Source organism: Qipengyuania algicida, assembly GCF_009828025.1.
Taxonomy (GTDB): Bacteria; Pseudomonadota; Alphaproteobacteria; order Sphingomonadales; family Sphingomonadaceae; genus Qipengyuania; species Qipengyuania algicida.
The window spans coordinates 95,989-119,427 of the sequence record NZ_WTYA01000001.1 but is presented as its reverse complement, the minus strand read 5'-3'; the positions used below and the strand labels follow the sequence as shown (position 1 = coordinate 119,427).

The following is a 23,439-nucleotide window of genomic DNA, read 5'->3' as shown; positions in this document are numbered from 1 at the left end:
GCTATGTCAGGTAAAGTCGCCCGCGCGCGTCACGTCGCCATCATCATGGATGGCAATGGCCGTTGGGCGCGCAAGCGGCATTTGCCGCGCATCGTCGGCCATCAGCGCGGGGTCGAGGCGGTGCGGCGGCTGGTACGCGCTGTTGCGGGCATGGATCTGGAATGCCTGACGCTTTATGCGTTCTCGAGCGAAAACTGGAAACGGCCCGAGGACGAGGTCGATCATTTGATGAACCTGCTGCGCAAGTTCATCAAATCAGACTTACCGGAATTTCTCGAAAACGGTGTCAAACTCAAGATAATCGGCGATTATCATAGCCTCGCATCGGATATCGTCGATATGATCGAGGATGCGATGGAGCAAACCGCTCAGGGTGTGCGCACGCTGGCGGTTGCGCTCAACTATGGCTCGCAGCAAGAGATCGTCCGCGCTGCCACGCTGGCCGCGCAACAGGGTTCGATCACGCCGGAATCGCTTGAGCAGAACCTCTACACGGTCGATCTACCACCGCTCGACCTGTTGATCCGCACCAGTGGCGAGGTGCGCCTGTCGAACTTCCTCTTGTGGCAGGCTGCCTATGCCGAAATGATATTTACCGATGTCCTGTGGCCCGACTTCACGCCGGAGCATCTGCAGACTTCGCTCGACGAATTCGCATCAAGGGAGCGCCGTTATGGAGGCCGGTGAGAGCGTTCCTGTCCCAGCATCGGTTGCGCGCAGCGATCTGCCGGTCCGGGCAGCGTCGGCATTGGTCATGCTCGCCATTGCGGCCTTCGTGCTGTGGGCGGGGGGAATGACGCTTGTCACCTTTATCATCTTGGTGACGATTGCCTGCTTTGTGGAATTCGTAAGCCTCGTGGTACGCGCCACAACCAGTTCACCCGAGCGCGCGCTCGGCATTGGCTTCGGCGCAATTTACATCGGGCTGGCGGCCCTTGGATTGATGAATTTCGCGCCGCTTGAGATTTGTGCGATTCTCGGCATCGTCGTTTTCACCGACACCTGCGCTTATTTCTCCGGCCGGACGATCGGCGGGCCCAAGATTGCTCCGTCGATCAGCCCGTCGAAGACATGGGCTGGCCTTGTCGGCGGGATGATCGGTGCGGCTGGCTGGGCGGCGCTGGTCGGATACGGGTTGCCGAAAATCGCCTTTGAGCCGCGCATTCACGGGCATGTCGCCATCTGGGCAATCATTGGCTCGGGGCTCGCGGTACTTGCCCAGATGGGCGATTTTTTCGAGAGCTGGCTCAAGCGCAAGGCGGGGGTCAAGGATTCATCCCGCCTGATACCGGGACATGGCGGCGTGTTCGACCGCGTCGACGGCCTTTTGCCAGTTGCGATTGCGGTTGCACTGATTGCGCAGGCGGCATGAGCAAGCGCTCGCTATCCATCCTGGGTGCGACCGGTTCGATCGGCAAGTCGACGCTCGACCTGATCCGCCGCAATCGCGACGCATGGGATGTCGTCGCGCTGACTGCCAATTGTCAGGCGGCAGAATTGGCTGCGCTGGCCCGTGAATTCGATGCAAAGGTAGCCGTGGTCGCCGACGAAAGCTGTCTGGCGGACCTGCGCGATGCGCTTGCCGGAAGTGGTATCGAGGCACAGTGCGGACCGGCAAGCTTGATCGAGGCAGCCTCGCGCCCTGTCGATCTGACCGTTGCGGCGATCGTCGGCTGTGCGGGATTGGCGCCCACTATGGCTGCGATAGAGCAGGGGCGCAGCGTCGCTTTGGCGAACAAGGAATCGCTGGTGTCGGCGGGTGACATTCTGACTGCGGCTGTGAAACGCAGTGGCGCCACCTTGCTGCCAACTGATTCAGAGCACAACGCGATCTTCCAATGCCTTGCCGGAAATGAGCTGGCGGACGTTCGCTGGATCACGCTTACCGCCAGCGGCGGTCCATTCCGGTGCTGGAGCACGGACCAACTGGCATCGGCGACACGCGAGCAGGCGCTCAAGCATCCCAATTGGGACATGGGCGCCAAGATCACGGTCGATTCGGCCACGATGATGAACAAGGGGCTGGAGTTCATCGAAGCGCATTACCTGTTCCCGGTCGGTCTCGACCGGCTGCGCATCGTGGTCCACCCGCAAAGCATCATCCATTCGATGGTTGAATATCGCGATGGTTCGACGCTCGCCCAACTCGGTCCTTCGGACATGCGAGTGCCGATTGCCTCTTGCCTCTCATGGCCGGAGCGCATGGATACGCCGTGCGCGCCCCTCGATTTGCCCGCAGTCGGCCAACTGACATTCGAAGCACCCGACGAATCGCGTTTCCCGGCGACTCGGCTGGCGCGCGAGGCGATTCAAGCGGGCGGAGCTGCGCCGGCTATCCTCAATGCTGCCAATGAGGTTGCTGTTGCCGCATTCCTCGCAGGTCAGATCACATTCACCAACGTGGCATTAACTGTGGCCAGGGTATTGGACGCGGGAAATTTACCGCCCGGGCCGCGTTGCGTTGAAGAGGTGCTGGAAATCGACAGCGAAGGCCGCCGTCGCGCAAGCGCAATTCTGGAGATGAGCTGACTTGGACGCCTCTATTCCTTTTTGGATGTATATCGTCGGGTTCCCGCTATTGCTGGGGCCGTTGGTGACGGTGCACGAACTGGGGCATTATCTGGTCGGGCGCTGGTTCGGGGTTCAGGCACAGGCATTCTCGATCGGTTTCGGCAAGGAAATCCTCGGCTGGACCGACAGCCGCGGAACGCGCTGGAAGCTGTCGGTGCTGCCGCTGGGCGGCTACGTTCAGTTCAAGGGGGACATGAACCCTTCGAGCATGCCTGAGCGTGCCCCTGAAAAGCAGGATTTCGATGGCACGTTCCACAATGCCTCGCTGTGGAAACGGGCGCTGATCGTGTTGGCAGGACCGATGACGAACCTGGTGGTCACGATCCTGATAATTGCCGGTTTTTTCACTTTGATCGGTAGGCCGGTGCCGGTTTCTCCCGAGCGCCAGCTGACTATCGCCAGCTTCACCGACACATCGCCGGCGCGCAAAGCCGGGCTGAAGTTAGGCGACCGCATCGTCGCGATCGACGGCAAGACGATGACCGATTTTCGCGACGTCCAGGACGCAGTGATGCTCTACCCGGACAGGACGCTGGGCATCACTGTCGAGCGCGACGGAACGGCGCGTACAATCGATGTCACGACCGAGAGTTTCGAACAGAAGGATCGGTTCGGCAATCTTTCAAAAATCGGCCTGATCGGGGTCGTGCCCGAGGGCGTAAAATTCGATTATCGTCCGGAAGGTCCGATCCAGAGCGTGATATCGGCTACCGAATACAGTGCAGATATGGTGCGCATGATGGTAACCGGAATCGGTCAGATTTTCACCGGAGAGCGTTCGGTCCGCGAGTTGGGAGGCCCGGTAAAGATCGCCAAGTTCTCGGGCGAGTTCCTGAGTCTTGGCCCACTGGCCTTCCTCAATTTTGTCGCACTGATCTCAATTAACTTGGCATTCATTAACCTCCTGCCAATTCCCGGCCTCGACGGCGGGCACCTGGCATTCTACGCGGCTGAGGCAGTCCGTCGGAAGCCGGTTGGGCCACGTGGTCAGGAGATGGCGTATCGCACCGGCATGGCTCTCGTGCTCATGTTGATGATATTCGTCACCATAAACGACCTGGTGAGTTTGCCCGTCTTCGGGAATTAACCGGGGAAATGGCGCGGAGGGTCCGCAGAAAGGTCTGCCACTAAGCTTGATTGCGCGGCCCGGTTGGGGCACAGGGCGGCCTTCGCCGCCTGAGCTGGCCGACCATGAACGTGCTTGACGGTGGCCGACCTTCCGGGATCAAATTTGTGAGGGACGGGATTTCCTTGTCGACACCCAATAATGTGATGGCCTCTGTTGCAGCGGCAAAGCCGGTTGCCAGGCTTGTTGGCGCACTCCTCGCCGGGACTGTACTGGCTGGCGCTCCCGCTCTGGCTCAGGCGCAGGACAACGCTACTCCTGCGGCTCAATCAGCAGCTTCCGCGCCCGCATCCAGTCAGGCTGCGCCTGCACCGGCTCCTGCGGCGATCGAGACGGTAAAGACGATTTCCGTTGCTGGGGCCGAACGGCTCGAGCCGCAAACAGTGCTATCCTATATTCGCCTGCGCCCGGGCGATGTCTGGACCGAAGCGGCCGGTGACCAGGTCCTGAAGGACCTTTACGCCACCGAGTTGTTCTCCAACGTCAGCGTGGCTTACAAGGACGGCAACGTCACGATCACGATCACCGAGAACCCGGTGGTCAACCGCATCATTCTTGAGGGCAACAAACGCATCAAGAACGACAAGATCATGCCGGAGATCAAGCTTTCACCGCGGCAGATTTTCACCCGGTCGAAAGTGCGTGCCGACGTTGATCGCATCATCGAGCTTTACAAGCGCCAGGGGCGTTTCGCGGCCACGGTTGAGCCGCAGATGGTCAAGCTCCCCCAGAACCGCGTGGACGTGGTGTTCGAGATCAGCGAAGGTCCCAAGTCCAAGGTTCGCCAGATCAATATTATCGGCAACCACGCTTTCTCCGACAGCAAGCTGCGCGGCGAGATGGTCACCAAGCAGGCGCGGTTGACGACCATCTTCAGCTCGAACACCAGCTATGATCCGGATCGCCTCGCATTCGACCAGCAGAAACTGCGCCAGTTCTACCTGACGCAGGGATATGCCGATTTCCGTGTGGTTTCGGCCGTAGCGGAACTAACGCCCGACAAGCGTGACTTCATCATCACCTATGTGGTGGAAGAAGGTAAGCGCTACAAGTTCGGCAAGGTCAATGTGAAGAGCGAGCTGCGCGATTTTGACGGCGAACGGTTGGCCAAGACGCTGCCGATGAAGACCGGCGATTGGTACAACGCCAAGGAAGTTGAGGATACGGTTGATCGCCTGACCGATCTGGCCGGAACCTTTGGCTATGCCTTCGCCGATATCGAACCGCAATTCCATCGCAATCCCAAAGACTTGACGATGGATGTCACGTTCGACCTCAAGCAGGCGCCGAGGGTCTATGTCGAGCGGGTTGACGTTAACGGCAATACGCTGACGCAGGACAAGGTGATCCGCCGGGAATTCCGCCTGGCCGAAGGTGACGCCTTCAACACCTTGCAGGTCAAGCGTACCACGGCGCGCATCAAGTCGCTGGGTTATTTCCAGGAAAACTTCGAGGTCAGCCAGAAGCAGGGTTCGTCACCCGACAAGATCATTCTCGAAGCCAACGTCGAGGAAAAGCCCACTGGCGAATTGCAGTTGTCGGCGGGATTCTCCTCGCTGGAAAGCTTCATCCTTCAGGCTTCGATCAAGCAGCGCAACTTCCGTGGTCGAGGCCAGACTGTCGGCCTCAGCGTCAATTACTCGCAATACGGCAAATCGGCGCAAGCCAGCTTTGTTGAACCCTATCTGTTCGATCGTAGCATATCGCTGGGCGTGGATGTCTATCGTAAGGATTACAGTAACTTCAACTTCCTCAACAGCAGTCGTAATACGACTTTCCAGCAGACCACGACCGGTGCTTCGGTCAGGCTGGGCACGGCGCTGACCGAATATGTTTCGCTGATCGGCAGCTATACGCTGAATTACGATCAGGTGACGCTCGATCCGTTCACCTATTTCACCGATCGCCAGAACCCACCTCTGCAACAGTGCGATCCCTTGCTTGCGGGTCGTTATCTCTGCGATGCGCTCGGTAATCGCCTGAGTTCGATCCTCGGCCTCACCCTTGCCATGGATACGACGGACAGTCGCCTGCGTCCGACGCGCGGTCGCAACGCGTCATTGACGGCGCAATTCGCAGGTCTGGGTGGCGATGTTAGCTATCTGCGTATCCGCGGTAGTGCATCGCAGTTCTGGTCGATTGGCAGCGGTTTCGTGTTCTCGCTGCATGGCGAGGGTGGTGCAATTCGCAGCTTCAAGCATCGCAACGAGCCGGGCGTCGACGACGTTCTGCTGACCGATCGCTTCTTCCTTGGCGAAGGGCAGTTCCCCGGCTTCGATATTCGCGGCCTCGGACCTCGCGTCCTGCGCTATCCGATTACCGGGATCGACAGCAACGGCGATCCGATCCTGAACACGGACAGAAACAGTGTCGGTGACGATGCCTTGGGTGGCGATGCCTATTACCTCGGCAAGGCAGAACTTGAGATTCCGCTGGGAAGCGGCGCGAAGAACCTCGGGATTCGTCCCTCGCTTTTCCTTGCGGTGGGATCGGTCTTCAATGTTACCAGGCCAATTCTGCAGCAAAGTCCGTATCCAAACGGCACCAGCATTCCGATCTATGATACAAATGGTAATCAGCTCTATCAGCAGGTTGACGCGGCCAGCCTCGACGCGAGTGGAGCCTGTGTTCCGTCCGCCACCTCCCAAGTCACGAATGCTATAAACCCGAACCCGCCCTCCTGTCTTTCGAGCAACCAAAACACTGCTTTGTCCAGGACGCTCGCAGGGCCGTTCCAAGAACAGTTCCTCGGCGATAGTCCGTCGCCGAGAATTTCTGTCGGCATCGGCATCAACTGGAATTCGCCTTTCGGTCCCCTGCGGATCGATATCGCCAAGGTTCTTCGGAGCCAGCCGGGCGACGACACCAAGACTGTTTCGTTCAATGTAGGAACCCAATTCTGATGAAACTTCTCCCAAAAACCACCGCGCTCGCCACCGTCGCAGTCGCAGCTGCCGCAATCGCGATGCCTGCAACTGCGCAGGTCAACGGCATCGCCACCAGCAGCCCCGAAGTTGCAATCGCCAAGTCGCAAGCACGGACGACTGCTTACGAGCAGATCGGCAAGACCTACGACGCGCAGATCAAGCAGATCGGCCAGCTTCGCCAGAAGATGGCGCAGGATCAGAAGGCCCTCGACACGAACAACGACGGGCAGATCTCGAACGAAGAGGCGAAAGCCAAGCCCTCGATAGTCCAGCAGCTCCAGACGACGGAACAGCAGGCCCAGACCCTGTCGCAGCCGATCGCCATGGCGCAGACCTATGCCCTCGAGCAGATCATCCAGCAATATGCGGCGGCGCGCCAGCAGGTCATCAGCCAGAAGAACATCCAGATCATGCTCAACCCCGATGCGGTCGAATATGGCCCGCCGACCATCGACGTGACCGATGACATCGTCGCAGCGCTTAACCAGCGCGTGCCGTCCGTGACCACCACCCCACCGGCCAACTGGCGTCCGTCGCGTCAGGCCGCACAGCTTCGCGATTCGGTCCAGAACCTGCTGATCGCTGCGGCGCAGCAGCAGGCCGCGCAGCAGGCGGCGACGCCCACGACGGGTTCGACTTCGGCCAAGCCGACCGGTCGCTGAGCGAGGAACAGGCAATGAGCGATAGCGAAAGCGGTTTCGACGTTCGGCGCGTGCTGGAAGCGTTGCCGCATCGCTATCCCTTGCTGCTGGTCGACCGCGTGGTGAAGCTGGAGCGCGATGAGCGTATCCATGCGATCAAGGCGGTCAGCTTTAACGAGCAGTTCTTCCAGGGTCATTTCCCCGGCTCACCGATCATGCCCGGAGTACTCCAGGTGGAGGCGCTGGCACAGGCCGCCGGTGTCCTGGCGGTCGAGACGCTGGAACTGGCCGGGTCTGGCAAGCTGGTCTATTTCATGGCCATAGAGAACGCCAAGTTCCGCGCGCCCGTGACGCCGGGGTGCCTGCTCGATCTGGAAGTCGAATTCGTCCAGAAGCGTGCGCGCGTGTGCAAATTTGCGGGCAAGGCCAGCGTTGAAGGCAAGGTGACGTGCGAAGTGCAGTTCACCGCGATGATCGCCGACGCGCCTGACCAATAGCGCGGATTTTCTCGTTACGCTTGCAATTCGGATTTACGGGCGCTAAGCGGCGCGCCTTCCCACACACAGCTGGACCGGTCGGAACCGTTCCGAGCTTAGGAGACTTGAGCCATGAAGGCTGACGGACATCCCGATTATCACACCATCACGGTCAAGATGACCGATGGCACCGAATTTCAGACCCGTTCGACCTGGGGCAGCGAAGGCGACACGCTGACGCTCGACATCGACCCCACCAGCCATCCGGCGTGGACCGGCGGTAACCAGCGTCTGCTCAACGAAGGTGGCCGCGTGGCCGCGTTCAACAAGCGTTTCGGCGGGCTCTCACTCAAAAAGAAGTAAGCGCCGCTTTCTTCACGAAATTCACGAAGGGCGGTCCATCGGGCCGCCCTTTTGCTGTTAGCCCCAAGGCTTTTCGCGATACCATTTGGTGATCACGTATTTCACGCCCTTGCGCACTTTCATGCCGTGATGGAGCGTGTTGGGGTTGATGCTGCGGTCGGGTCTGCGGTTGTTCCAGCACAGCAGTTTTCCGGCCTCGGGCTGGAAAGTCTTGCCGATGCATTTGAAGCGTGTCGCGCCTCCGGCCTCGACTGCATTTAGATAAATCATGAAGGTCCAGCTACGCTGCCCGGCAACCGAGCAATAGCGGTCCCAGTCATTGCCGCCGGGAGTGAAATAGTCGCAGTGCGGCTTGAATTCCTGCCCCACGATATAGCGTTGCCCTTGAACCGGCTCGCCATAGGCAGGATCGATTCCCGAAAGATTTTCCAGGCGATGTTCGAGTTCGCGAACTTCGGGCAAGTCGGGCGAAAGATCGCAAGTTTCGCTCGTCCGGAAATATTCATCCCCATTCGCGTCCGCGAGTGTCGAGGGGCGTCGCTCCGCCTCGATCTTCTGGATCAGCGAAGCGCACAAATCGTCATCGAGGAAGTTCCGTAGTTGAAAAAGCTCCAGCCTATCGCTTGGGACGCGTTGCACCCCGCCGTGGGAGAGCAATCGGTCAGCAGAAGATTCGCCCGGTTCCAGCATCGTGCAAAAGATAGGCACACCGGCGCGCTGGACAAGCGTGGAAAGAATCTTGCGCAAAGACCGCGTTATGCGAGTTTTCACTTTCCTTGTGAGCGCTGTTGTGTAACAGGCTCGCCCCGCTCGATGTGGCGCTTGACGGCGCGCAAGCGGGCATTATCAGCCCCTCACACGTCGCGGCGTCAGCCGTGCCGGGGCATGTGGCGATCGTAGCTCAGTTGGTTAGAGCGCCGGTTTGTGGTACCGGAGGTCGCGGGTTCGGATCCCGTCGATCGCCCCACTTTCTCCGGGAAAATTTACGCTGGCCTTGCGTGGGCCGCGCAGTGCTGGAGCACCAAATGACGGCCTTCTGGACCGAACCCGATTTCGACGATCACGAAATGGTGGAGCTGGTGCGCGATCCGCGTTCCGGGTTGACCGCGATTATTGCTCTGCATTCGACCCATCTCGGCCCTGGCGCGGGTGGAACGCGGTTCTGGCATTATGCCGACCCCAAGGACGCGATGCGCGATGCTCTGCGGCTGTCGCGTGGCATGAGCTACAAGAATGCCATGGCTGGCTTGCCGATGGGTGGGGGCAAGGCGGTAATCCTCGCTGACAAGGCTCGTACCAAGACACCGGAACTGCTTGCTGCGTTTGCCGATGCGGTCCAGGCTCTGGGTGGCCGTTACGTAACGGCCGAAGACGTCGGCATCAGCGAAGCCGATATGGCGAAGGTTGCCGAGCGGACCCAGTTCGTCTCTGGCCTTCCGGTAAAGGGCGAGCATGCCGCCGGCGGCGATCCGGGGCCGTTTACGGCGATGGGCATCTATCACGGGATCAAGGCCGCAGTTCGCCACAAGCTCGGTCGTGAGGATCTCGACGGCGTGCACATTGCGATCCAGGGGACCGGGAGCGTTGGCGGTGGCGTCGCGCGGTTGCTGGCCAAAGACGGCGCGCGGCTCACTATGTCTGACATCAACGAGGAACGAAATGCCGCTCTAGCCAGCGAACTCGACGCCGATGTGGCGTCGCCCGATGCGATCATGAGTGTGCATTGCGACGTGTTCAGCCCCAATGCGCTGGGCGCGATCCTTGACGATGCCGGGATCGCCCGGCTCGATTGCCAGATCGTGGCGGGTGCGGCGAACAACCAGCTGGCCCGTCAGGGGCATGGCGACAAGCTCTTCGAACGCGGCATTCTGTATGCGCCCGATTACGTCATCAACGCCGGTGGCATTATTTCGGTGACGCTCGAATATCTCTGCCGTGAAAAGGGCCAGCCTTGCGATATCAACGAGGTGCGCAAGCGCATCGCGCAGATTCCGGGGCGTCTGGAGGAAATCTGGCAGGAAAGCGCCTCTACCGGCGTATCGCCCGACCGCGTCGCCGATCGGATGGCGCAAAACCTGATTGGGCGCTAAGTCACTGCGCCTTTAGCGCTACTCAACAACCGGCGGATTAGCCGCGCGAATCCCTTGCTCCGGCAGGCATGGCCTGCCATTGCGAGGCCGGACGGTCCCATGCACGGTTTTGCCAATCCCAAGCGGTTTCTCGCACTCGCGCGCTGGCTGACACCCTTGTGTCTGGCGAGTGGCCTGTTGATTTGCGCCGGTGCATTGGGTTGGGGCCTGTTCGAAGTTCCGCCAGACCAACTGATGGGCCAGACGGTGCGGATACTGTTCCTGCACGTACCCTTTGCCTGGCTGGGCATGGCGGGATGGAGCACACTCGCGCTGTGCAGTATGATTTTTCTTGTCTGGCGTCATCCTCTCGCAGCATTGGGAGCACGGGCAGCAGCCGCACCTGGAGCCGTGTTCACTGCGCTGTGCCTCATCACCGGTTCGATATGGGGCCGACCGACCTGGGGTACGTGGTGGGTGTGGGACGGACGCCTGACCAGCATGCTGGTGCTGTTCTTCCTTTTTTGCGCCTATATCGCCTTGGCCGGTGCGGCGGAGCGTGAAGGAGTTTCGCCGCGCATACCCGCCATTTTCGGACTGGTGGGTGCGGTCAATCTGCCGATCATCAACCGCTCGGTGGTGTGGTGGAATTCGCTGCACCAGCCGCCCAGCATCACCATGGGCAAAAGCGCGATCGATCCGGTTTTTCTGGTGCCATTGCTGATTTCGACCCTTGGTTTCACGCTGATCTTTGCCGGTGTCGTGCTGGCCCGAATGCGGGCCTTGCTGGCCCATACTCAGGCCGAAGCGCGTTTGCGGCGCAAGGCGATGGAGGCGGCTTGATGCGCGAGCTGATGGACCAGTGGCATTTCGTGGCGGCCGCCTACGCCGTTGGCATTATCGGTACGCTTGCCATGGTGGGGTGGAGCTGGCTGTCCATGATCAGGGCCGAAGCGCGGCGTGACCGGATACGTCGCAAATGAGCGCGCTCAAGCCAAAGCACCAGCGGCTCGTGCTGCTCGGGTTTGCCTTGGTGGCTCTGCTGGCTGCGGGGCTTCTGGCCGCATGGGCGCTGCGCAATCAGGCGAGCTATTTCTACCTGCCCGATCAGATGAAAGCGAACCCCCCAGCCGTAGGGCAAGCGGTGCGGCTTGGCGGAATGGTGGAGAAAGGTTCGCTCAAGACCTTGCCAGATGGCGTCACCATCGACTTCACCGTCACCGGGCGCGGCAATGCGCAAATTCCGGTGCGCTTTACCGGGATCGTGCCGGACCTGTTCGAAGAAGGATCGGGTGTGGTCGCGGAGGGTCATCTCGCGCCCGATGGCGTGTTCATCGCCAGCACCATCCTTGCCAAGCATGACGAGAACTATGTCCCGCGCGAGATGCAGGGCATGACCGACACGAAGGCTGCGAAGATGGCTGAAAAGACCACGGTCGGCCTGCAATGATCGCCGAACTAGGGCTTGCTGCATTGTGGATGGCAGCCGCGCTTGCCATTCTGCAAGTGGTCACCGGACTGCTCACCGTTTATGCCGGACGGGGCGGATCAGATGATAGCGTGCTGCCCGAGATCGCCCGGCTGACGCGACCCTCTGCGGTGATGCAGGGGCTGCTGACGATCTTCTCATTCGCCATGCTGCTGTGGGTCTTTGCGATCACCGATCTCTCGGTCCGGCTGGTGGCGGAGAATTCCCATTCGATGAAGCCGCTGGTGTTCAAGATTGCCGCAGCCTGGGGCAATCACGAAGGCTCGATGCTGCTGTGGGTGACGATCATGTCGTTGGCCGGGGCGCTGATCGCGCTGGTCGAGCGCCGTCTTCCCGAACGCACGATGCAGGCTACCATTGCCGCGCAAGGGCTGGTTGCGCTAGGTTTCTACGCCTTCCTGCTGCTGAGTTCCAATCCCTTCGACCGACTGACGTTTCCGGCGCTTGAAGGGGCAGGGCTCAATCCGCTACTGCAAGACCTCGGGCTCGCCTTCCATCCGCCGACGCTTTACGTTGGGTACGTCGGGCTTTCGATTGCGTTCAGCTTTGCGGTGGGTGCCCTTTTGACGCGCGAGGTTACCCCGGCGTTCGCACGTGCGATGCGGCCCTGGATCCTGGCTGCGTGGATTTTCCTGACGCTGGGGATTACTGCCGGGTCGTACTGGGCCTATTACGAACTGGGCTGGGGCGGCTGGTGGTTCTGGGATCCGGTCGAAAACGCCTCGCTGATGCCGTGGCTCGCGGCGACTGCCCTATTGCATTCGGTTTCGGTGCTGGCTGCACGCGATGCCTTGCGCACCTGGACGATCATGCTTGGCGTGGTTGCCTTTTCGATGAGTATGCTGGGGACGTTCCTCGTTAGATCGGGTATTTTGACCAGCGTCCATGCCTTTGCGGTCGATCCCCAACGCGGCACTTTCATCCTTATATTGCTGGCGCTGTATATCGGCGGGGCGCTGCTGCTGTTCGCGCTGCGCGCAGGCTCGATCGTCGAGGGCAAACGCTTTGCCGTGGCCAGTCGTGAAGGTGCGCTGGTGTTCAACAACGTCATGTTGAGCGCAATTCTCGCGATCGTCCTGCTGGGGACGCTTTATCCGCTGGTCACCGAAGCATTTGGCGTGCGCGTCTCGGTCGGACCACCCTATTTCGATCCGGTGTCTGCGATCTTCGTCATCCCGATGTTGCTGGTGATGATGGTTGGGCCGCTGCTGCGTTGGCGGCAGGATTCGGCTTCGCGGATCAAGGGCCAACTCCTGGCGATTCTCGCTGCGTTGGCGGTGGGCATAATTGTGGTCGTGCTGATTGGCGGGGTCCATGTCCTGCCGTTTCTTGGCCTGGTTCTGGCATTGGCTCTGGCTGTTGCCAGCCTGTCGCCACTCAAGGGTCGCAAGCTGCGCCGCGTGCCCCTGTTCACCTGGGGGATGGTGCTCGCGCATTTCGGGATCGCAATGGCACTGTTTGGTATGGCCTCGGACAGCGCGTTTACGAAGGAAAAGCTGACTGCCGTCGGCGTCGGCGAAACCGCGATGGTCGGGCCATGGTCGGTCAAGCTTGATGGCGTGGAGCCGGTCGCCGGGCCCAACTGGACGGCGATGCAGGGCAATCTAACGGCGAGCTATCGTGGAGAGCAGCCCATCACGCTGACCCCGCAATCGCGCAGCTTCTGGGCACCGCCGCAGCAGACCAAAGAAAGTGCGCTGTCAACGCGCTGGAACGGCCAGCTTTATGCGGTCATCGGAGAGCAATCGGCACAGGGACGTTGGCAGTTGCGGCTGTGGTGGAAGCCCTTCGTGATCTACATCTGGCTGGGCGGCGGTCTGGTCGCGCTGGGCGGTTTGCTATCCTTGATCGGACGCATGATGGCAGATTTGCGCCTGCGGATGGCCAAGCGCAACCGTGCCCTGCGCGCCGGGGAGGCCGCAGCATGACGCGCTGGCGGCTCTGGATCCCGCTGCTGCTGTTTGCAGGTTTTATCGGGCTGGCGGCCTATCTCCTGCCGCAGCCGAAGGACGATTTCGTCCACAGCAGGATGATCGGCAAAGCCATGCCGTTCTTCCAGCTTCCTCAAGCCTTGCCGGACAAGCCGACTGTTACCAGTGCGATCTTTGCCGATGGCAAGCCGCGGCTGCTGAACATCTTTGCCAGCTGGTGTGTGCCCTGCGCCGCCGAAGCTCCGCAGCTCCAGCAATTGCGACAGGCAGGCGCGACAATTGTCGGGGTCGATATACGCGACCGATCTGAAGACCTCACCCGGTTCCTTGCGCAAAATGGCGATCCCTATCAGGCGATCGGGGCAGACGATGTCTCGCGGGTCCAGTTCCTGCTCGGCTCGTCCGGTGTGCCGGAAACCTTCGTGATCGATGGTCACGGCGTCATCACTTACCAGCACATCGGCGATATTCGCGCGGACGATGTGCCGATGCTGCTTGCCAAGTTGCGCGAGGCGGGAGCGTGAAGTTCGCAGGCTTCTTGCTGTTCGGCGCGGCGATGACGTCTTCGCCACTCATGGCGCAGGACCAGTTACCCCCTGCGCCCTATGCCTATCGCCAGCTATCCGATCCGAAGCTGGAAGCGAAAGCTGAGGCGTTGATGGGAACGCTGCGCTGCCTGCAGTGCCAGAGCCAGTCGATTGCCGACAGCGATGCACCGATTGCCGGCGACATGCGCAGCGAGGTGCGGCTGCGCATTGCGGCAGGCGAAGATCCCGAGGTCATCCGCCGCTGGCTGATGGAGCGCTATGGCGATTACGTCAGCTACAAGCCCGAAATCAGCCGCACGACATGGCCGCTGTTCGCGGTGCCCTTGGTCCTGATCCTGCTGGCTGTCGCAATCGTCTGGCGTAGAGTGGGGAGGCCTTCATGATCTGGTGGCCGTTCCTGTTGCTGGTCGCAGCGGCATTCCTGATCGCGGCGTTGGTGTTTCGGTTGCCGCGTTCGGGATATCCGCTGTTCGGCGCGGCGTTGCTGTTCGGATTGTCCGGCTACGCGCTTCAGGGAAGCCCAAGCGAGCCATCCTCGCCCCGCGTCGCGCAAGAGCGCGATGCATCGACCGGTGGTTTGTTCGTCGACGCGCGTCGGCGCTTTTTCGATCCTCAGTCGCTGCCGTCGCCCTATATCGTGACCGCCGATGCCTTCGCTCGCAAAGGCGATTTTCAGGATGCAGCCAATTTCGCCGAGATCGCGGTCTCGGAAAATCCGGGGGATGCGGAAGGCTGGGTCGCGTTGGGTAATGCGTTGACCGAACATGCTGAAGGCCATCTCACTCCAGCTGCCCTGTATGCCTATGGCAGGGCGCAGACTCTGATGCCCGGTAATGGTGCTGCCCACTATTTCCTGGGCCTTACCATGTTACGCGCCGGTCAGCCTGAGGAAACGCGCAAGTTGTGGACGGAAGCTTTGGCGGCCGCGCCCAAGGATGCGTTATGGCGCGAGGAGCTTGCGGCGCGGATCGTGCAACTCCAAATCATGCTCAAACAACAGCCCGGTTCATAATCATTGCGAGCATCCGCGCGGAACCGTCAACAAGATCCGGGCATTGCGGCATGGTGGAGGGGCTGCTATCCGCGCGCCTCGCAGCGAACATGGCATCGCAAGCGACAGGGAAAGCCAATGAAACAGGGTTTGCGCGCATAATGACGGATTTGCCTGCGTCTCAAGGCGAACTGCCCGGTGACCCCGTGGCTGTTTCCGGCACTCCCGAGCAATCCGATCATGGCTCTGACCATGGTGGCAGCTCGCAGGCCGCGCTCACTGTTGCAGCGGTCGGTGTCGTCTTTGGCGATATCGGCACCAGCCCGCTCTATGCTTTCCGCGAGACCTTTCTCGGTTCGCACTCGCTGGCGATCGACAAGCTGCATATCTATGGCGTCGTTAGCCTGATCTTCTGGTCGATCCTGATCATCGTGTCGCTGCAATATGTCACCATATTGATGCGCGCGGATAACAAGGGGCAGGGCGGGACGCTCGCGCTGATCGCGTTCCTGTCGCGTCACATCAAATCGCCGAAATACGGCTATCTGGTCGTGATCTTGGGCGTTTTCGCGACCGCGCTGTTCTACGGCGACAGCATGATTACGCCCGCAATTTCAGTGCTTTCGGCGGTCGAAGGCTTAACCGTCGTGAACGATGGATTGGAACCGCTGGTTATTCCCATCGCGCTTGTCCTGCTGATCTTCCTGTTCCTGATCCAACGGCGCGGCACAGCGACGGTCGGCAGGCTGTTTTCGCCGGTCATGATCTTTTATTTCGCCACGATTGCGGTGCTGGGTGTCATCCAGATCTACCACAACCCCTATATCCTGCAGGCATTGAACCCGTGGTATGCGGTGCAGTTCTTCCTGTCTGACGGGTATATCGCCTTCCTCGCACTCGGCTCGGTCGTGCTCGCCGTGACTGGCGCAGAGGCGCTCTATGCCGACATGGGCCATTTCGGAAAAGGCCCGCTGCGCATGTCGTGGTTCGGCTTTGTCATGCCGTGCCTCCTGCTCAATTATTTCGGGCAGGGCGCGATGATTGCAGCGATGGACCCGGCGCAGACCGCAACCGCGATGGAAAGCCCCTTCTTCACCATGGCACCCGACAGCTTGCGCTTGCCGCTGGTGATTCTCGCCACCTGTGCGACCTTCATCGCCAGCCAGGCGGTAATCTCGGGCGCGTTCTCGATCACCCATCAGGCAATCCAGCTCGGCTTCATTCCCCGCCTCTCGACCGAGCACACAAGTGCGGCGGAGCGCGGCCAGATCTATATTCCCTTCGTCAACAACGCGCTGATGATCGCGGTCATCATCCTCGTGCTGATGTTCGGCAGCTCGACCGCGCTCGCGTCGGCCTATGGTATCGCGGTGACTGGCGCGATGTTCATCGACACCTTCCTGATGGGCGTGCTGCTGATGGCTGTGTGGAAGTGGAAATGGTATGTCGCCATACCGGTGTTCCTGGTGTTCTTCTTCGTCGACGGGGCTTACTTCTTTGCAAACCTGCCCAAGGTTCCAGATGGCGGCTGGTTCCCGCTGCTGATCGGCGCCATTGCCTTCACCTTGTTGACCACATGGGCGAAGGGCCGCCGCCTGATGCGCGAACGCATGAGCGAGGTTGCACTGCCAATCGGCATTTTTGCCAAGTCCGCCAAGAACAGCGCCACGCGCGTTCCCGGAACGGCGATCTTCATGGCCAGCCAAACGGGCGGCGTTCCGTCGGCTTTGCTGCACAATATCAAGCACAACAAGGTGCTGCACGAGCGTGTGGTGATCCTGACCGTGCTGATCGAGGATGTGCCTTACATCAACTCGCAAAATCGCTGCGAGGTGCAGGAGCTGGGTGATGGGTTCTATCGCACCGTACTGCACTATGGCTTCATGGAAGAAACCGATGTGCCTGAAGGCCTCAAGCTGATGGAACAGTGCGGCGGCGAGTTCGACATGATGAACACCAGCTTCTTCCTGTCGCGACAGACGCTGATCCCGGCGGAGCACCCTGGTATGCCGATCTGGCGCGAGAAGCTGTTCGCATGGATGCTGCGCAATGCGGCGACCGCGATGGAATTCTTCCGCCTGCCGACCAATCGCGTGGTCGAACTCGGAAGCCAGCTCGAAATCTAGCTCATTCGCCGGTTGGCGGCTGGTCCTTCATCACCTCGTCCTTGTCCTCGATGGCAAGGCCATGGCGCAGCAGCATCGGCAGCTGGGTGAAAGTGAACAGGAAGCTCAGCGGCATGAACACCCACAGCTTCGCCCATAGCCAGTCCTCGAAACTGAGCTGAGCGCGCAGGACTTCGTTGAGTGCAGCAAGGAAGAAGAAGAAGAACCCCCAATTGCGCGACAGCTTGAGCCAGCCGGCCTGATCGACGCCTTCGAAGGCGGCTTCGAGCAAGGTTTGCAGCAAGGCTTTCCCGCGCAGCCATCCGCCGACGAGCAACACGCCGAACAGCAGATAGATCGCGGTCGGCTTGAACTGGATGAAGCGTTCGTCACGCAGCCAGATGGTCAACGCGCCGAAGCCGACGATCAGCGCCGTCGAGAGCAGCAGCATTGGCGAAACCTTGCCGAACTTCCACTTGGAAAAGGCCAGCGCTGCAACGGCTGCAACCATGAACGCAATCGTGCCCTTGATGACGGCGGCGATCTGTTCGAGCGGGGCATGTGCTGAGGGCGAAGAAAACTTGTAGACCGCCAGAAAGACGATCAGCGGTCCATAATCGACCGCGATATTGAGCCAGCCGGTCTTGGGTTTCGTGCTCGTCGTTTCGTTCGATGCTTCGGACATCAGGCAACCCCTGCAATAACGCGCGCGACGAGATCGGGATCGAAGGGCCGCAGATCGTCGATTTTTTCGCCGACCCCGATGGCATGGATCGGCAGTCCGTATTGCTCGGCCGCGGCCACCAGCACGCCGCCGCGCGCGGTTCCGTCGAGCTTGGTCATGACAAGGCCGGTCACTCCCGCGACCTCTTTGAATACGTCAATCTGGCTCAAGGCGTTCTGTCCGTTCGTGGCATCGAGCACCAGCACGACATCGTGCGGGGCTTCGGGATTGAGGCGGCCCAGGACGCGGCGGATCTTCGCCAGCTCGTCCATCAGCTCGCGCTTGTTCTGCAATCGCCCAGCTGTATCCACGATGAGTGCATCAGTTCCGCGGTCGGTCGCGGCTTTGACCGCGTCGAACACGATACTGGCCGGATCGCCGCCTTCCGGGCCGCGCACGATGGGAACGGAGATACGGTCGGCCCAGGTGGCGAGCTGTCCGATGGCTGCGGCGCGGAAAGTATCGCCGGCGGCCAGCATAACCGAGTAATCGTCTTCCTGGAACAGATGCGCCAGCTTGGCGATGGTCGTGGTCTTACCGCTGCCATTGACGCCGATCACGAGGATCACCTGCGGACGCGGGAAGGCGGTAATCTCGAGCGGCTTGGCGACCGGGCGCAGGATCGTGGCGATTTCCTCGGCCACCGCTTCCTTGAGCTCGTTCGCGCTGATTTGCAGGCCAAACCGCTTCTCGGCCAGCTTCGCACGAATGCGCGCGGCAGCGGACGGCCCGAGGTCGGACATGATGAGCGCATCCTCGACATCGTCGAGCGTCGCATCGTCGAGCTTGGCGGTGCCGACGACCCCGGTAAGGTTGGTGGCGAGGCGTTCCGACGTCTTGCGAAAGCCGCCAAACACGCGTTCGGACCAGCTGGGTTCGCTCATGTCAGCAGATCATCCTCGATACGAGTTGGGGTGAGGGTCATGATGGTTCCCGGGGCTATCCCCGGCGTCGCGACCCTGGCGAAGTTTTCGGCATAGCCGGTGCCGTCCCTTTCGGCGAGCACGGTGCAGGGCTTTTCGACGAGCGACGCCATCCAGTCTGCGCGCAACTTCGCCACGGTCTCGCGCAGTTGCGCTGCACGCTGGCGAATGAGGCGCCTGTCATGCTGCGGCATTCGCGCTGCAGCAGTGCCGGGACGCGGCGAATAAGGGAAAATGTGCCCGTGGACGATCTTGAGCTCTTCAATAATCGAAATGTTCTGGCGATGGTGGTCGTCACTTTCGGTCGGGAAACCGGCAATAAGATCGGCACCGATGGCGAATTCGGGCCGGTGTTGTTTCAGCCTCGCCACCAGATCGATTGCATCGCGGCGCAGGTGGCGCCGCTTCATGCGTTTCAGGATCAGGTCCGCACCATGCTGTAGCGACAGGTGCAGGTGGGGCATGATGCGTCCTTCGGTCGCGAGCAGATCGAACAGTAGCGGATCGATCTCGATCCCGTCGACCGATGAAAGGCGCAGTCGCGGTAACTCTGGAAAACGCTCGAGGATCGCCGCGACGAGCGCGCCGAGCCCGGGCTGGCCCGGCAGGTCATGTCCCCAGCTGGTCAGATCGACGCCGGTGAGGACGATTTCGGCTGTGCCGATCTCAAGATGACCTTCGATAGCGCGCAAGGCTTGGGCGATGGTCAGGGATCGACTCGTTCCTCGGCCTTGCGGGATCACGCAGAAGGCACAGGCATGATCGCAGCCGTTCTGCACCGCTACGAAGGCGCGTGTGCGGCGCTGGGGAGCCGGCTCCTGAGCCTCTGCTGCATTCCATGCGCGGGGATCGAGTTTGGCTGTGTTGGGCACCAGCCCGTCCACTTCCGGCATGGCAGCCAGCTGGTCGCGCTCGATTTCCGCTGCACACCCCGTGACGATTAGCCGCGCATCGGGCCGCGCCCGTCGCGCGCGCCGGATTGCCTGCCGGGTCTGGCGCATAGCTTCGCTCGTCACCGCGCAACTGTTGATGACGATCAGATCGCTCTCCGAAGCGAGGATCTGGCGCATTCGTTCGCTTTCGGAAAGGTTGAGGCGACAGCCCAGCGTGACGATTTCAGTCGCCGTCACGAATACTCATCCCACTCGAATGACCCGCGAAAGCTTTCGGCGGCGGCACCCGTCATGACGATCGGGCCGCCGTCATGCCATGCGATTTCCAGCTCACCACCGGGCAGGGCGACGGTGACGGAGCGGTCGACAAGCCCGCACCGCATGAGTGCCACAGCGGTTGCGCAAGCTCCCGTGCCGCAAGCCTGCGTTAGGCCCGTACCGCGCTCCCACACGCGCAGGCGGATGCGCTCACGGCTTTCCACGGCGGCAACATTGACGTTCACCCGCTCGGGAAAAAGCGGATCGTTCTCGATCAACGGACCCAGACGGTCGAGTTGAACCGCGTCGCAGTCTGACACCGCGAACACGACATGCGGATTGCCGACATTCACCGCACCGGGGTTTTCCAGTTCTTCCCAGGCCACGGGCATGGAGAGCGTGTCCATGGCATAGGCGAGCGGCACGTCCTGCCATTCGAAACGCGGTGCGCCCATATCGACGCTGGCCACGCCATCGCCGGGCGTCACCCTGATCAAGCCGCCATCTGTCTGGACGGCAGCGGGTTCTCCAATCAGCATCGCGATAGCACGGCTGGCGTTACCGCAGGCGCTTGCCCCGCTGCCATCGGCATTCCAGATGCTCATCCGTGTATCGGCTGCGTCGTCTTCTGAAGGGTCGAGGCGGATCACCTGATCGCAGCCTATTCCCAGCCTGCGATCGGCCAGATGACGCGCAACGTCAGCGGTGAGCGCCGGGATTTCACACTCGCGCGCATCCAGCACGACGAAGTCGTTCCCTAGGCCCTGCATCTTGATGAACGGAACGCGCATAGCGGCGCGGCTCTATGCGTGCGGGCTTGCCGCGTCCAGCCTCGTCAAACCTATCCGGCTTTTTGCGAGCTGTCTGTGACCTTGCCCGGACCGAAATCAGCGTCGTCCTGATCGTCGCGATGGTCGGCCAACATGTTGAGATCCGCCAGCCGTTTCGTCACCTGCTCCGCTGGCTCGGGCCTACCGTAATGATAACCCTGGCCCTTGAGCCTGCCCAGCTTGCGCAATGAAGCGAGGATAAAGTCGTTCTCAATACCTTCTGCGGTGACCGGCAATTCAAGGTCCGCACCCATCGAGATGATCGCGCTCACCAGCTTGCCGCCTGCACCGGAATGCTTGAGCTCGCGGACGAAGCTGCGGTCGATCTTGAGCCGGTCGAACGGCAGCGAACGTAGCTGTGCGAGGCTCGAATAGCCGGTGCCAAAATCGTCGAGGCTGACGCGGATGCCCTGATTGCGCAGGCTTGTGATCGTGCTGCGAACCATGCCGATGTTTTCGTGCAGAGAACTTTCGGTAATTTCGATTTCCAACCGCGAGGCGGGAAAGTTGTGCTCGACCAGCAGTTTCAGCAGCTTTTGCGCGAACCACGGGTCGCGTAGCTGGATCGGCGAGACATTGACTGAAAGCGTGATCCGAGGATGCCACATCTTGGCGTGTTCGAGCGCCTGAATCATCAGCTTGCGGGACAGTTCCTCGATCGCGCCGATCTCTTCAGAAATCGGGATGAAGATATCCGGTCCGACAAGACCCAACTCGGGCGATTGCCAGCGAGCGAGCATTTCAAAGCCGACCAGTTCCCCCGTATCGAGGTCGATCTGCTGTTCGTAATAGGGAATGAACTCACCGTTCTTGAGACCGCGACGGATGCCGGCTTCCAACTCTCCGCGAAATTTCAGTTCAAATTCCATGGAAGGTTCGAACCAGAACAGACGGTTTTTCCCCTGTTTCTTGGCCTGATACATGGCGATGTCAGCCTTGTGCATCAGTTCGTCACAGGCGATCGCTGGATCGTCCGACAGCTCCAGTCGTGCAGAACTGGCGATCCCCATTGAAAGTGTCATTTCGATCGCGCCGCCCAGAATCTCGATCGGTTGACTGACGACCTCGACCAGCCTTTCCGCAAGTTGATCGATCCGCAATTGTTCGTGACGGCCATAAGTGATCACGCAGGCAAATTCGTCTCCGCCCAGACGTGCGAGAACGGCATCGCGCGGAAGTTCGTCAGCCAGCCGCTGACTGGCGGTGAGCAGAACAGTGTCGCCCAGTTTGTGCCCATGCAGGTCGTTGATCTGTTTGAAATTGTCGAGATCGATCTGGAACAACGCCAGCACTCTTGCGGAATCACGCGCCTGTTCGAGCAAGGCACTGGTCGCCGGAATGAAGCTGCGCCGGTTAAGGCAGCCGGTCAAAGGATCGGTGTTCGCTTGGCGCTTGGCTTCTTCTTCCGAAGCGCAGCGCTCGGCCAGCTCGAGCATCAGAGCCTTGTAGCGGCTCCAGCCAAGCAGGATCAGCGCGATATTGAGAAGCAAAGCGTTGGCGAGGACCAGGTCTGGCTTGGTCGCCCCGCCATGCCAAGCCTTGATGATCTGAGGGAAAATCGTTCCTGCAGCCGCTACGAACAGCAACAGAGACGTGATCGCGATACCCAGAACGATAACGTCATTCTTAGGATCGCGGACCGCAAGAAAGTGGCCGCGAAATCTTTCCAGCACAGATTTCCGATTTGCGGACAATAGTCCCCCCAAGGCTTGTCAGAGCATCCTTGCTACGACCATGTTGGCTAAGAAGGCGTTAATCCGGGGTACGATTTAGCTTGCACAAGGATACGGAAACGCGGCTTCGCCCCGTCGCGCCCACGAAACCAAGGAAACGAGCAAAGAGTTATGTCACGACACTGGCTGATGAAATCCGAACCTGACGCTTACAGCTGGGATGATCTGGTGGAGCAGGGCGAGGGCATCTGGGATGGGGTGCGCAACCACCGTGCGAAGAACAATCTTGCAGCGATGCAAGAGGGCGATACTGCATTCTTCTACCATTCCAATATCGGCCTCGAGATTGTCGGCGTGGTAGAGATCAGCGAGGGAGGGCTGACCGATCCGACCGATCCCACAGGCAAATGGGCGGCGGTGAAAGTCAAGCCAAAGCAGAAATTGCGGCATCCGGTGACGCTCAAGCAAATCAAGGCGGAACCGCGTTTGGCCGATTGTGAACTGGTTCGTCAATCGCGCCTGTCAGTTGCGGAAATCACGCCTGCGGAATGGGAGGTCATATTAGAGATGTCAAAAGGTTGATGCCGCAGCGCGGAATGGCTCAAACGGAGCACATTTTGTCGGCTTAGTGACAATATTTGGGATCGATCGAGGGTTGTTTCCGTTGTTCTTCCAAAGGCCTGACATTGTGAAAGGCTATTGGAGAATTGCAATGGGTGAACTTGTAGACAAGATCAAAGGCAACGCCAACGAAGCCGCCGGAAAGATCAAGCAACAGTCCAACAATCCTGAAACCCGCGCGGAAGGGCAGGCTCAGGAAGCAAAAGGCAAGGGTCAACAGCTCAAGGGCAAGGTAAAAGGCGCTCTTGGCGACGATATCTGAGCCGTAGCAACCGAACAA

The 23,439-nt window shown here is 60.3% G+C and carries 25 protein-coding genes and 1 tRNA gene; 20 read left to right on the top strand and 6 right to left on the bottom strand.

Going from position 1 to position 23,439, the window contains the following annotated elements; all coding sequences use genetic code 11:
• Positions 1–3: 3 nt before the first annotated feature.
• The 8 genes from uppS (at position 4) to rpmE (ending at position 8,104) form a co-directional block, all read left to right on the top strand.
• Complete coding sequence (uppS, locus tag GRI58_RS00625; protein ID WP_160751626.1) at positions 4–687, top strand: polyprenyl diphosphate synthase; 684 nt, start codon at positions 4–6, stop codon at positions 685–687.
• Entirely contained in the window at positions 674–1,372 is a 699-nt protein-coding gene (locus GRI58_RS00620) for a phosphatidate cytidylyltransferase (RefSeq protein WP_160751625.1), read from the top strand. Before uppS ends, GRI58_RS00620 begins: the two co-directional genes overlap by 14 nt.
• The gene (locus GRI58_RS00615) at positions 1,369–2,529 is read left to right on the top strand and encodes a 1-deoxy-D-xylulose-5-phosphate reductoisomerase (protein WP_160751624.1); all 1,161 of its coding nucleotides are present in this window, start codon (positions 1,369–1,371) and stop codon (positions 2,527–2,529) included. The genes GRI58_RS00620 and GRI58_RS00615 overlap by 4 nt, the downstream gene beginning before the upstream one ends.
• Before the next feature lie 25 nt (positions 2,530–2,554).
• Positions 2,555–3,658 carry an RIP metalloprotease RseP gene (gene rseP, locus GRI58_RS00610; RefSeq protein WP_160751623.1) on the top strand — a complete coding sequence of 368 codons (1,104 nt, stop codon included), beginning with the start codon at positions 2,555–2,557 and terminating at the stop codon, positions 3,656–3,658.
• 185 nt (positions 3,659–3,843) lie between these two features.
• A complete protein-coding gene (bamA, locus tag GRI58_RS00605) occupies positions 3,844–6,600 on the top strand; it encodes an outer membrane protein assembly factor BamA (RefSeq protein ID WP_160751959.1) in 2,757 nt (918 codons plus the stop codon).
• Positions 6,600–7,286 carry an OmpH family outer membrane protein gene (locus GRI58_RS00600; RefSeq protein WP_160751622.1) on the top strand — a complete coding sequence of 229 codons (687 nt, stop codon included), beginning with the start codon at positions 6,600–6,602 and terminating at the stop codon, positions 7,284–7,286. Before bamA ends, GRI58_RS00600 begins: the two co-directional genes overlap by 1 nt.
• Before the next feature lie 14 nt (positions 7,287–7,300).
• Positions 7,301–7,762, top strand: coding sequence for a 3-hydroxyacyl-ACP dehydratase FabZ (gene fabZ, locus GRI58_RS00595; protein WP_160751621.1), 462 nt, complete (start codon positions 7,301–7,303; stop codon positions 7,760–7,762).
• Positions 7,763–7,873: 111 nt separating this feature from the next.
• On the top strand, positions 7,874–8,104 hold the full coding sequence (gene rpmE, locus GRI58_RS00590; RefSeq protein WP_160751620.1) for a 50S ribosomal protein L31: 231 nt from the start codon (positions 7,874–7,876) through the stop codon (positions 8,102–8,104).
• A 57-nt stretch (positions 8,105–8,161) separates the two neighbouring features.
• On the opposite strand, the gene GRI58_RS00585 is transcribed toward rpmE, so the two are convergent.
• Positions 8,162–8,794: a prolyl hydroxylase family protein gene (locus GRI58_RS00585; RefSeq protein WP_160751619.1), complete on the bottom strand. Its 633-nt coding sequence runs from the start codon at positions 8,792–8,794 to the stop codon at positions 8,162–8,164.
• A gap of 200 nt (positions 8,795–8,994) precedes the next feature.
• Between GRI58_RS00585 and GRI58_RS00580 the strand changes: the two genes are divergently transcribed.
• The 10 genes from GRI58_RS00580 to GRI58_RS00540 all read left to right on the top strand — a co-directional run bounded on the left by GRI58_RS00580 (position 8,995) and on the right by GRI58_RS00540 (position 17,258).
• A tRNA-His gene (locus GRI58_RS00580) sits at positions 8,995–9,071 on the top strand.
• 58 nt (positions 9,072–9,129) lie between these two features.
• Complete coding sequence (locus tag GRI58_RS00575; RefSeq protein WP_160751618.1) at positions 9,130–10,194, top strand: Leu/Phe/Val dehydrogenase; 1,065 nt, start codon at positions 9,130–9,132, stop codon at positions 10,192–10,194.
• 99 nt (positions 10,195–10,293) lie between these two features.
• Positions 10,294–11,016 (top strand): heme ABC transporter permease CcmC, encoded by a 723-nt coding sequence (gene ccmC, locus GRI58_RS00570; protein WP_160751617.1) that lies wholly within the window; start codon positions 10,294–10,296, stop codon positions 11,014–11,016.
• Positions 11,016–11,156, top strand: a complete 141-nt coding sequence (locus tag GRI58_RS15375) for a hypothetical protein (protein ID WP_202386722.1) — start codon at positions 11,016–11,018, stop codon at positions 11,154–11,156. Before ccmC ends, GRI58_RS15375 begins: the two co-directional genes overlap by 1 nt.
• Positions 11,153–11,623, top strand: a complete 471-nt coding sequence (gene ccmE, locus GRI58_RS00565; RefSeq protein ID WP_160751616.1) for a cytochrome c maturation protein CcmE — start codon at positions 11,153–11,155, stop codon at positions 11,621–11,623. Before GRI58_RS15375 ends, ccmE begins: the two co-directional genes overlap by 4 nt.
• Positions 11,620–13,590 (top strand): heme lyase CcmF/NrfE family subunit, encoded by a 1,971-nt coding sequence (locus tag GRI58_RS00560; protein ID WP_160751615.1) that lies wholly within the window; start codon positions 11,620–11,622, stop codon positions 13,588–13,590. The genes ccmE and GRI58_RS00560 overlap by 4 nt, the downstream gene beginning before the upstream one ends.
• Positions 13,587–14,117 carry a DsbE family thiol:disulfide interchange protein gene (locus GRI58_RS00555; RefSeq protein ID WP_160751614.1) on the top strand — a complete coding sequence of 177 codons (531 nt, stop codon included), beginning with the start codon at positions 13,587–13,589 and terminating at the stop codon, positions 14,115–14,117. Before GRI58_RS00560 ends, GRI58_RS00555 begins: the two co-directional genes overlap by 4 nt.
• Before the next feature lie 32 nt (positions 14,118–14,149).
• Complete coding sequence (locus tag GRI58_RS00550; protein WP_160751958.1) at positions 14,150–14,524, top strand: cytochrome c-type biogenesis protein; 375 nt, start codon at positions 14,150–14,152, stop codon at positions 14,522–14,524.
• Entirely contained in the window at positions 14,521–15,153 is a 633-nt protein-coding gene (locus GRI58_RS00545) for a tetratricopeptide repeat protein (RefSeq protein ID WP_160751613.1), read from the top strand. The genes GRI58_RS00550 and GRI58_RS00545 overlap by 4 nt, the downstream gene beginning before the upstream one ends.
• A 140-nt stretch (positions 15,154–15,293) precedes the next feature.
• Positions 15,294–17,258, top strand: a complete 1,965-nt coding sequence (locus tag GRI58_RS00540) for a potassium transporter Kup (protein WP_160751612.1) — start codon at positions 15,294–15,296, stop codon at positions 17,256–17,258.
• Position 17,259: 1 nt separating this feature from the next.
• On the opposite strand, the gene GRI58_RS00535 is transcribed toward GRI58_RS00540, so the two are convergent.
• From GRI58_RS00535 to GRI58_RS00515, 5 genes are read right to left on the bottom strand one after another with little or no spacing between them, the layout of a single operon-like run.
• Positions 17,260–17,922, bottom strand: a complete 663-nt coding sequence (locus GRI58_RS00535; RefSeq protein ID WP_160751611.1) for an inner membrane-spanning protein YciB — start codon at positions 17,920–17,922, stop codon at positions 17,260–17,262.
• Entirely contained in the window at positions 17,922–18,845 is a 924-nt protein-coding gene (ftsY, locus tag GRI58_RS00530) for a signal recognition particle-docking protein FtsY (RefSeq protein ID WP_160751610.1), read from the bottom strand. Before ftsY ends, GRI58_RS00535 begins: the two co-directional genes overlap by 1 nt.
• Positions 18,842–20,014: a MiaB/RimO family radical SAM methylthiotransferase gene (locus GRI58_RS00525; protein WP_160751609.1), complete on the bottom strand. Its 1,173-nt coding sequence runs from the start codon at positions 20,012–20,014 to the stop codon at positions 18,842–18,844. The genes ftsY and GRI58_RS00525 overlap by 4 nt, the downstream gene beginning before the upstream one ends.
• Positions 20,011–20,826, bottom strand: a complete 816-nt coding sequence (dapF, locus tag GRI58_RS00520) for a diaminopimelate epimerase (RefSeq protein WP_160751608.1) — start codon at positions 20,824–20,826, stop codon at positions 20,011–20,013. Before dapF ends, GRI58_RS00525 begins: the two co-directional genes overlap by 4 nt.
• A 50-nt stretch (positions 20,827–20,876) precedes the next feature.
• Entirely contained in the window at positions 20,877–22,538 is a 1,662-nt protein-coding gene (locus GRI58_RS00515) for an EAL domain-containing protein (RefSeq protein WP_160751607.1), read from the bottom strand.
• Between the two features lie 171 nt (positions 22,539–22,709).
• Between GRI58_RS00515 and GRI58_RS00510 the strand changes: the two genes are divergently transcribed.
• Together GRI58_RS00510 and GRI58_RS00505 are read left to right on the top strand one after the other, a co-directional pair.
• Positions 22,710–23,120, top strand: coding sequence for an EVE domain-containing protein (locus GRI58_RS00510; protein ID WP_160751606.1), 411 nt, complete (start codon positions 22,710–22,712; stop codon positions 23,118–23,120).
• A 130-nt stretch (positions 23,121–23,250) separates the two neighbouring features.
• The gene (locus GRI58_RS00505) at positions 23,251–23,421 is read left to right on the top strand and encodes a CsbD family protein (protein WP_160751605.1); all 171 of its coding nucleotides are present in this window, start codon (positions 23,251–23,253) and stop codon (positions 23,419–23,421) included.
• Positions 23,422–23,439 lie beyond the last annotated feature (18 nt).

Excerpts from the sequence above, each read along its gene's own strand:
- uppS (WP_160751626.1), top strand. The coding sequence starts at position 4 with ATGTCAGGTAAAGTCGCCCGCGCGCGTCACGTCGCCATCATCATGGAT.
- GRI58_RS00620 (WP_160751625.1), top strand. The coding sequence starts at position 674 with ATGGAGGCCGGTGAGAGCGTTCCTGTCCCAGCATCGGTTGCGCGCAGC.
- GRI58_RS00615 (WP_160751624.1), top strand. The coding sequence starts at position 1,369 with ATGAGCAAGCGCTCGCTATCCATCCTGGGTGCGACCGGTTCGATCGGC.
- rseP (WP_160751623.1), top strand. The coding sequence starts at position 2,555 with ATGTATATCGTCGGGTTCCCGCTATTGCTGGGGCCGTTGGTGACGGTG.
- bamA (WP_160751959.1), top strand. The coding sequence starts at position 3,844 with ATGGCCTCTGTTGCAGCGGCAAAGCCGGTTGCCAGGCTTGTTGGCGCA.
- GRI58_RS00600 (WP_160751622.1), top strand. The coding sequence starts at position 6,600 with ATGAAACTTCTCCCAAAAACCACCGCGCTCGCCACCGTCGCAGTCGCA.
- fabZ (WP_160751621.1), top strand. The coding sequence starts at position 7,301 with ATGAGCGATAGCGAAAGCGGTTTCGACGTTCGGCGCGTGCTGGAAGCG.
- rpmE (WP_160751620.1), top strand. The coding sequence starts at position 7,874 with ATGAAGGCTGACGGACATCCCGATTATCACACCATCACGGTCAAGATG.
- GRI58_RS00585 (WP_160751619.1), bottom strand. The coding sequence starts at position 8,794 with ATGCTGGAACCGGGCGAATCTTCTGCTGACCGATTGCTCTCCCACGGC.
- GRI58_RS00575 (WP_160751618.1), top strand. The coding sequence starts at position 9,130 with ATGACGGCCTTCTGGACCGAACCCGATTTCGACGATCACGAAATGGTG.
- ccmC (WP_160751617.1), top strand. The coding sequence starts at position 10,294 with ATGCACGGTTTTGCCAATCCCAAGCGGTTTCTCGCACTCGCGCGCTGG.
- GRI58_RS15375 (WP_202386722.1), top strand. The coding sequence starts at position 11,016 with ATGCGCGAGCTGATGGACCAGTGGCATTTCGTGGCGGCCGCCTACGCC.
- ccmE (WP_160751616.1), top strand. The coding sequence starts at position 11,153 with ATGAGCGCGCTCAAGCCAAAGCACCAGCGGCTCGTGCTGCTCGGGTTT.
- GRI58_RS00560 (WP_160751615.1), top strand. The coding sequence starts at position 11,620 with ATGATCGCCGAACTAGGGCTTGCTGCATTGTGGATGGCAGCCGCGCTT.
- GRI58_RS00555 (WP_160751614.1), top strand. The coding sequence starts at position 13,587 with ATGACGCGCTGGCGGCTCTGGATCCCGCTGCTGCTGTTTGCAGGTTTT.
- GRI58_RS00550 (WP_160751958.1), top strand. The coding sequence starts at position 14,150 with ATGACGTCTTCGCCACTCATGGCGCAGGACCAGTTACCCCCTGCGCCC.
- GRI58_RS00545 (WP_160751613.1), top strand. The coding sequence starts at position 14,521 with ATGATCTGGTGGCCGTTCCTGTTGCTGGTCGCAGCGGCATTCCTGATC.
- GRI58_RS00540 (WP_160751612.1), top strand. The coding sequence starts at position 15,294 with ATGACGGATTTGCCTGCGTCTCAAGGCGAACTGCCCGGTGACCCCGTG.
- GRI58_RS00535 (WP_160751611.1), bottom strand. The coding sequence starts at position 17,922 with ATGTCCGAAGCATCGAACGAAACGACGAGCACGAAACCCAAGACCGGC.
- ftsY (WP_160751610.1), bottom strand. The coding sequence starts at position 18,845 with ATGAGCGAACCCAGCTGGTCCGAACGCGTGTTTGGCGGCTTTCGCAAG.
- dapF (WP_160751608.1), bottom strand. The coding sequence starts at position 20,826 with ATGCGCGTTCCGTTCATCAAGATGCAGGGCCTAGGGAACGACTTCGTC.
- GRI58_RS00510 (WP_160751606.1), top strand. The coding sequence starts at position 22,710 with ATGTCACGACACTGGCTGATGAAATCCGAACCTGACGCTTACAGCTGG.
- GRI58_RS00505 (WP_160751605.1), top strand. The coding sequence starts at position 23,251 with ATGGGTGAACTTGTAGACAAGATCAAAGGCAACGCCAACGAAGCCGCC.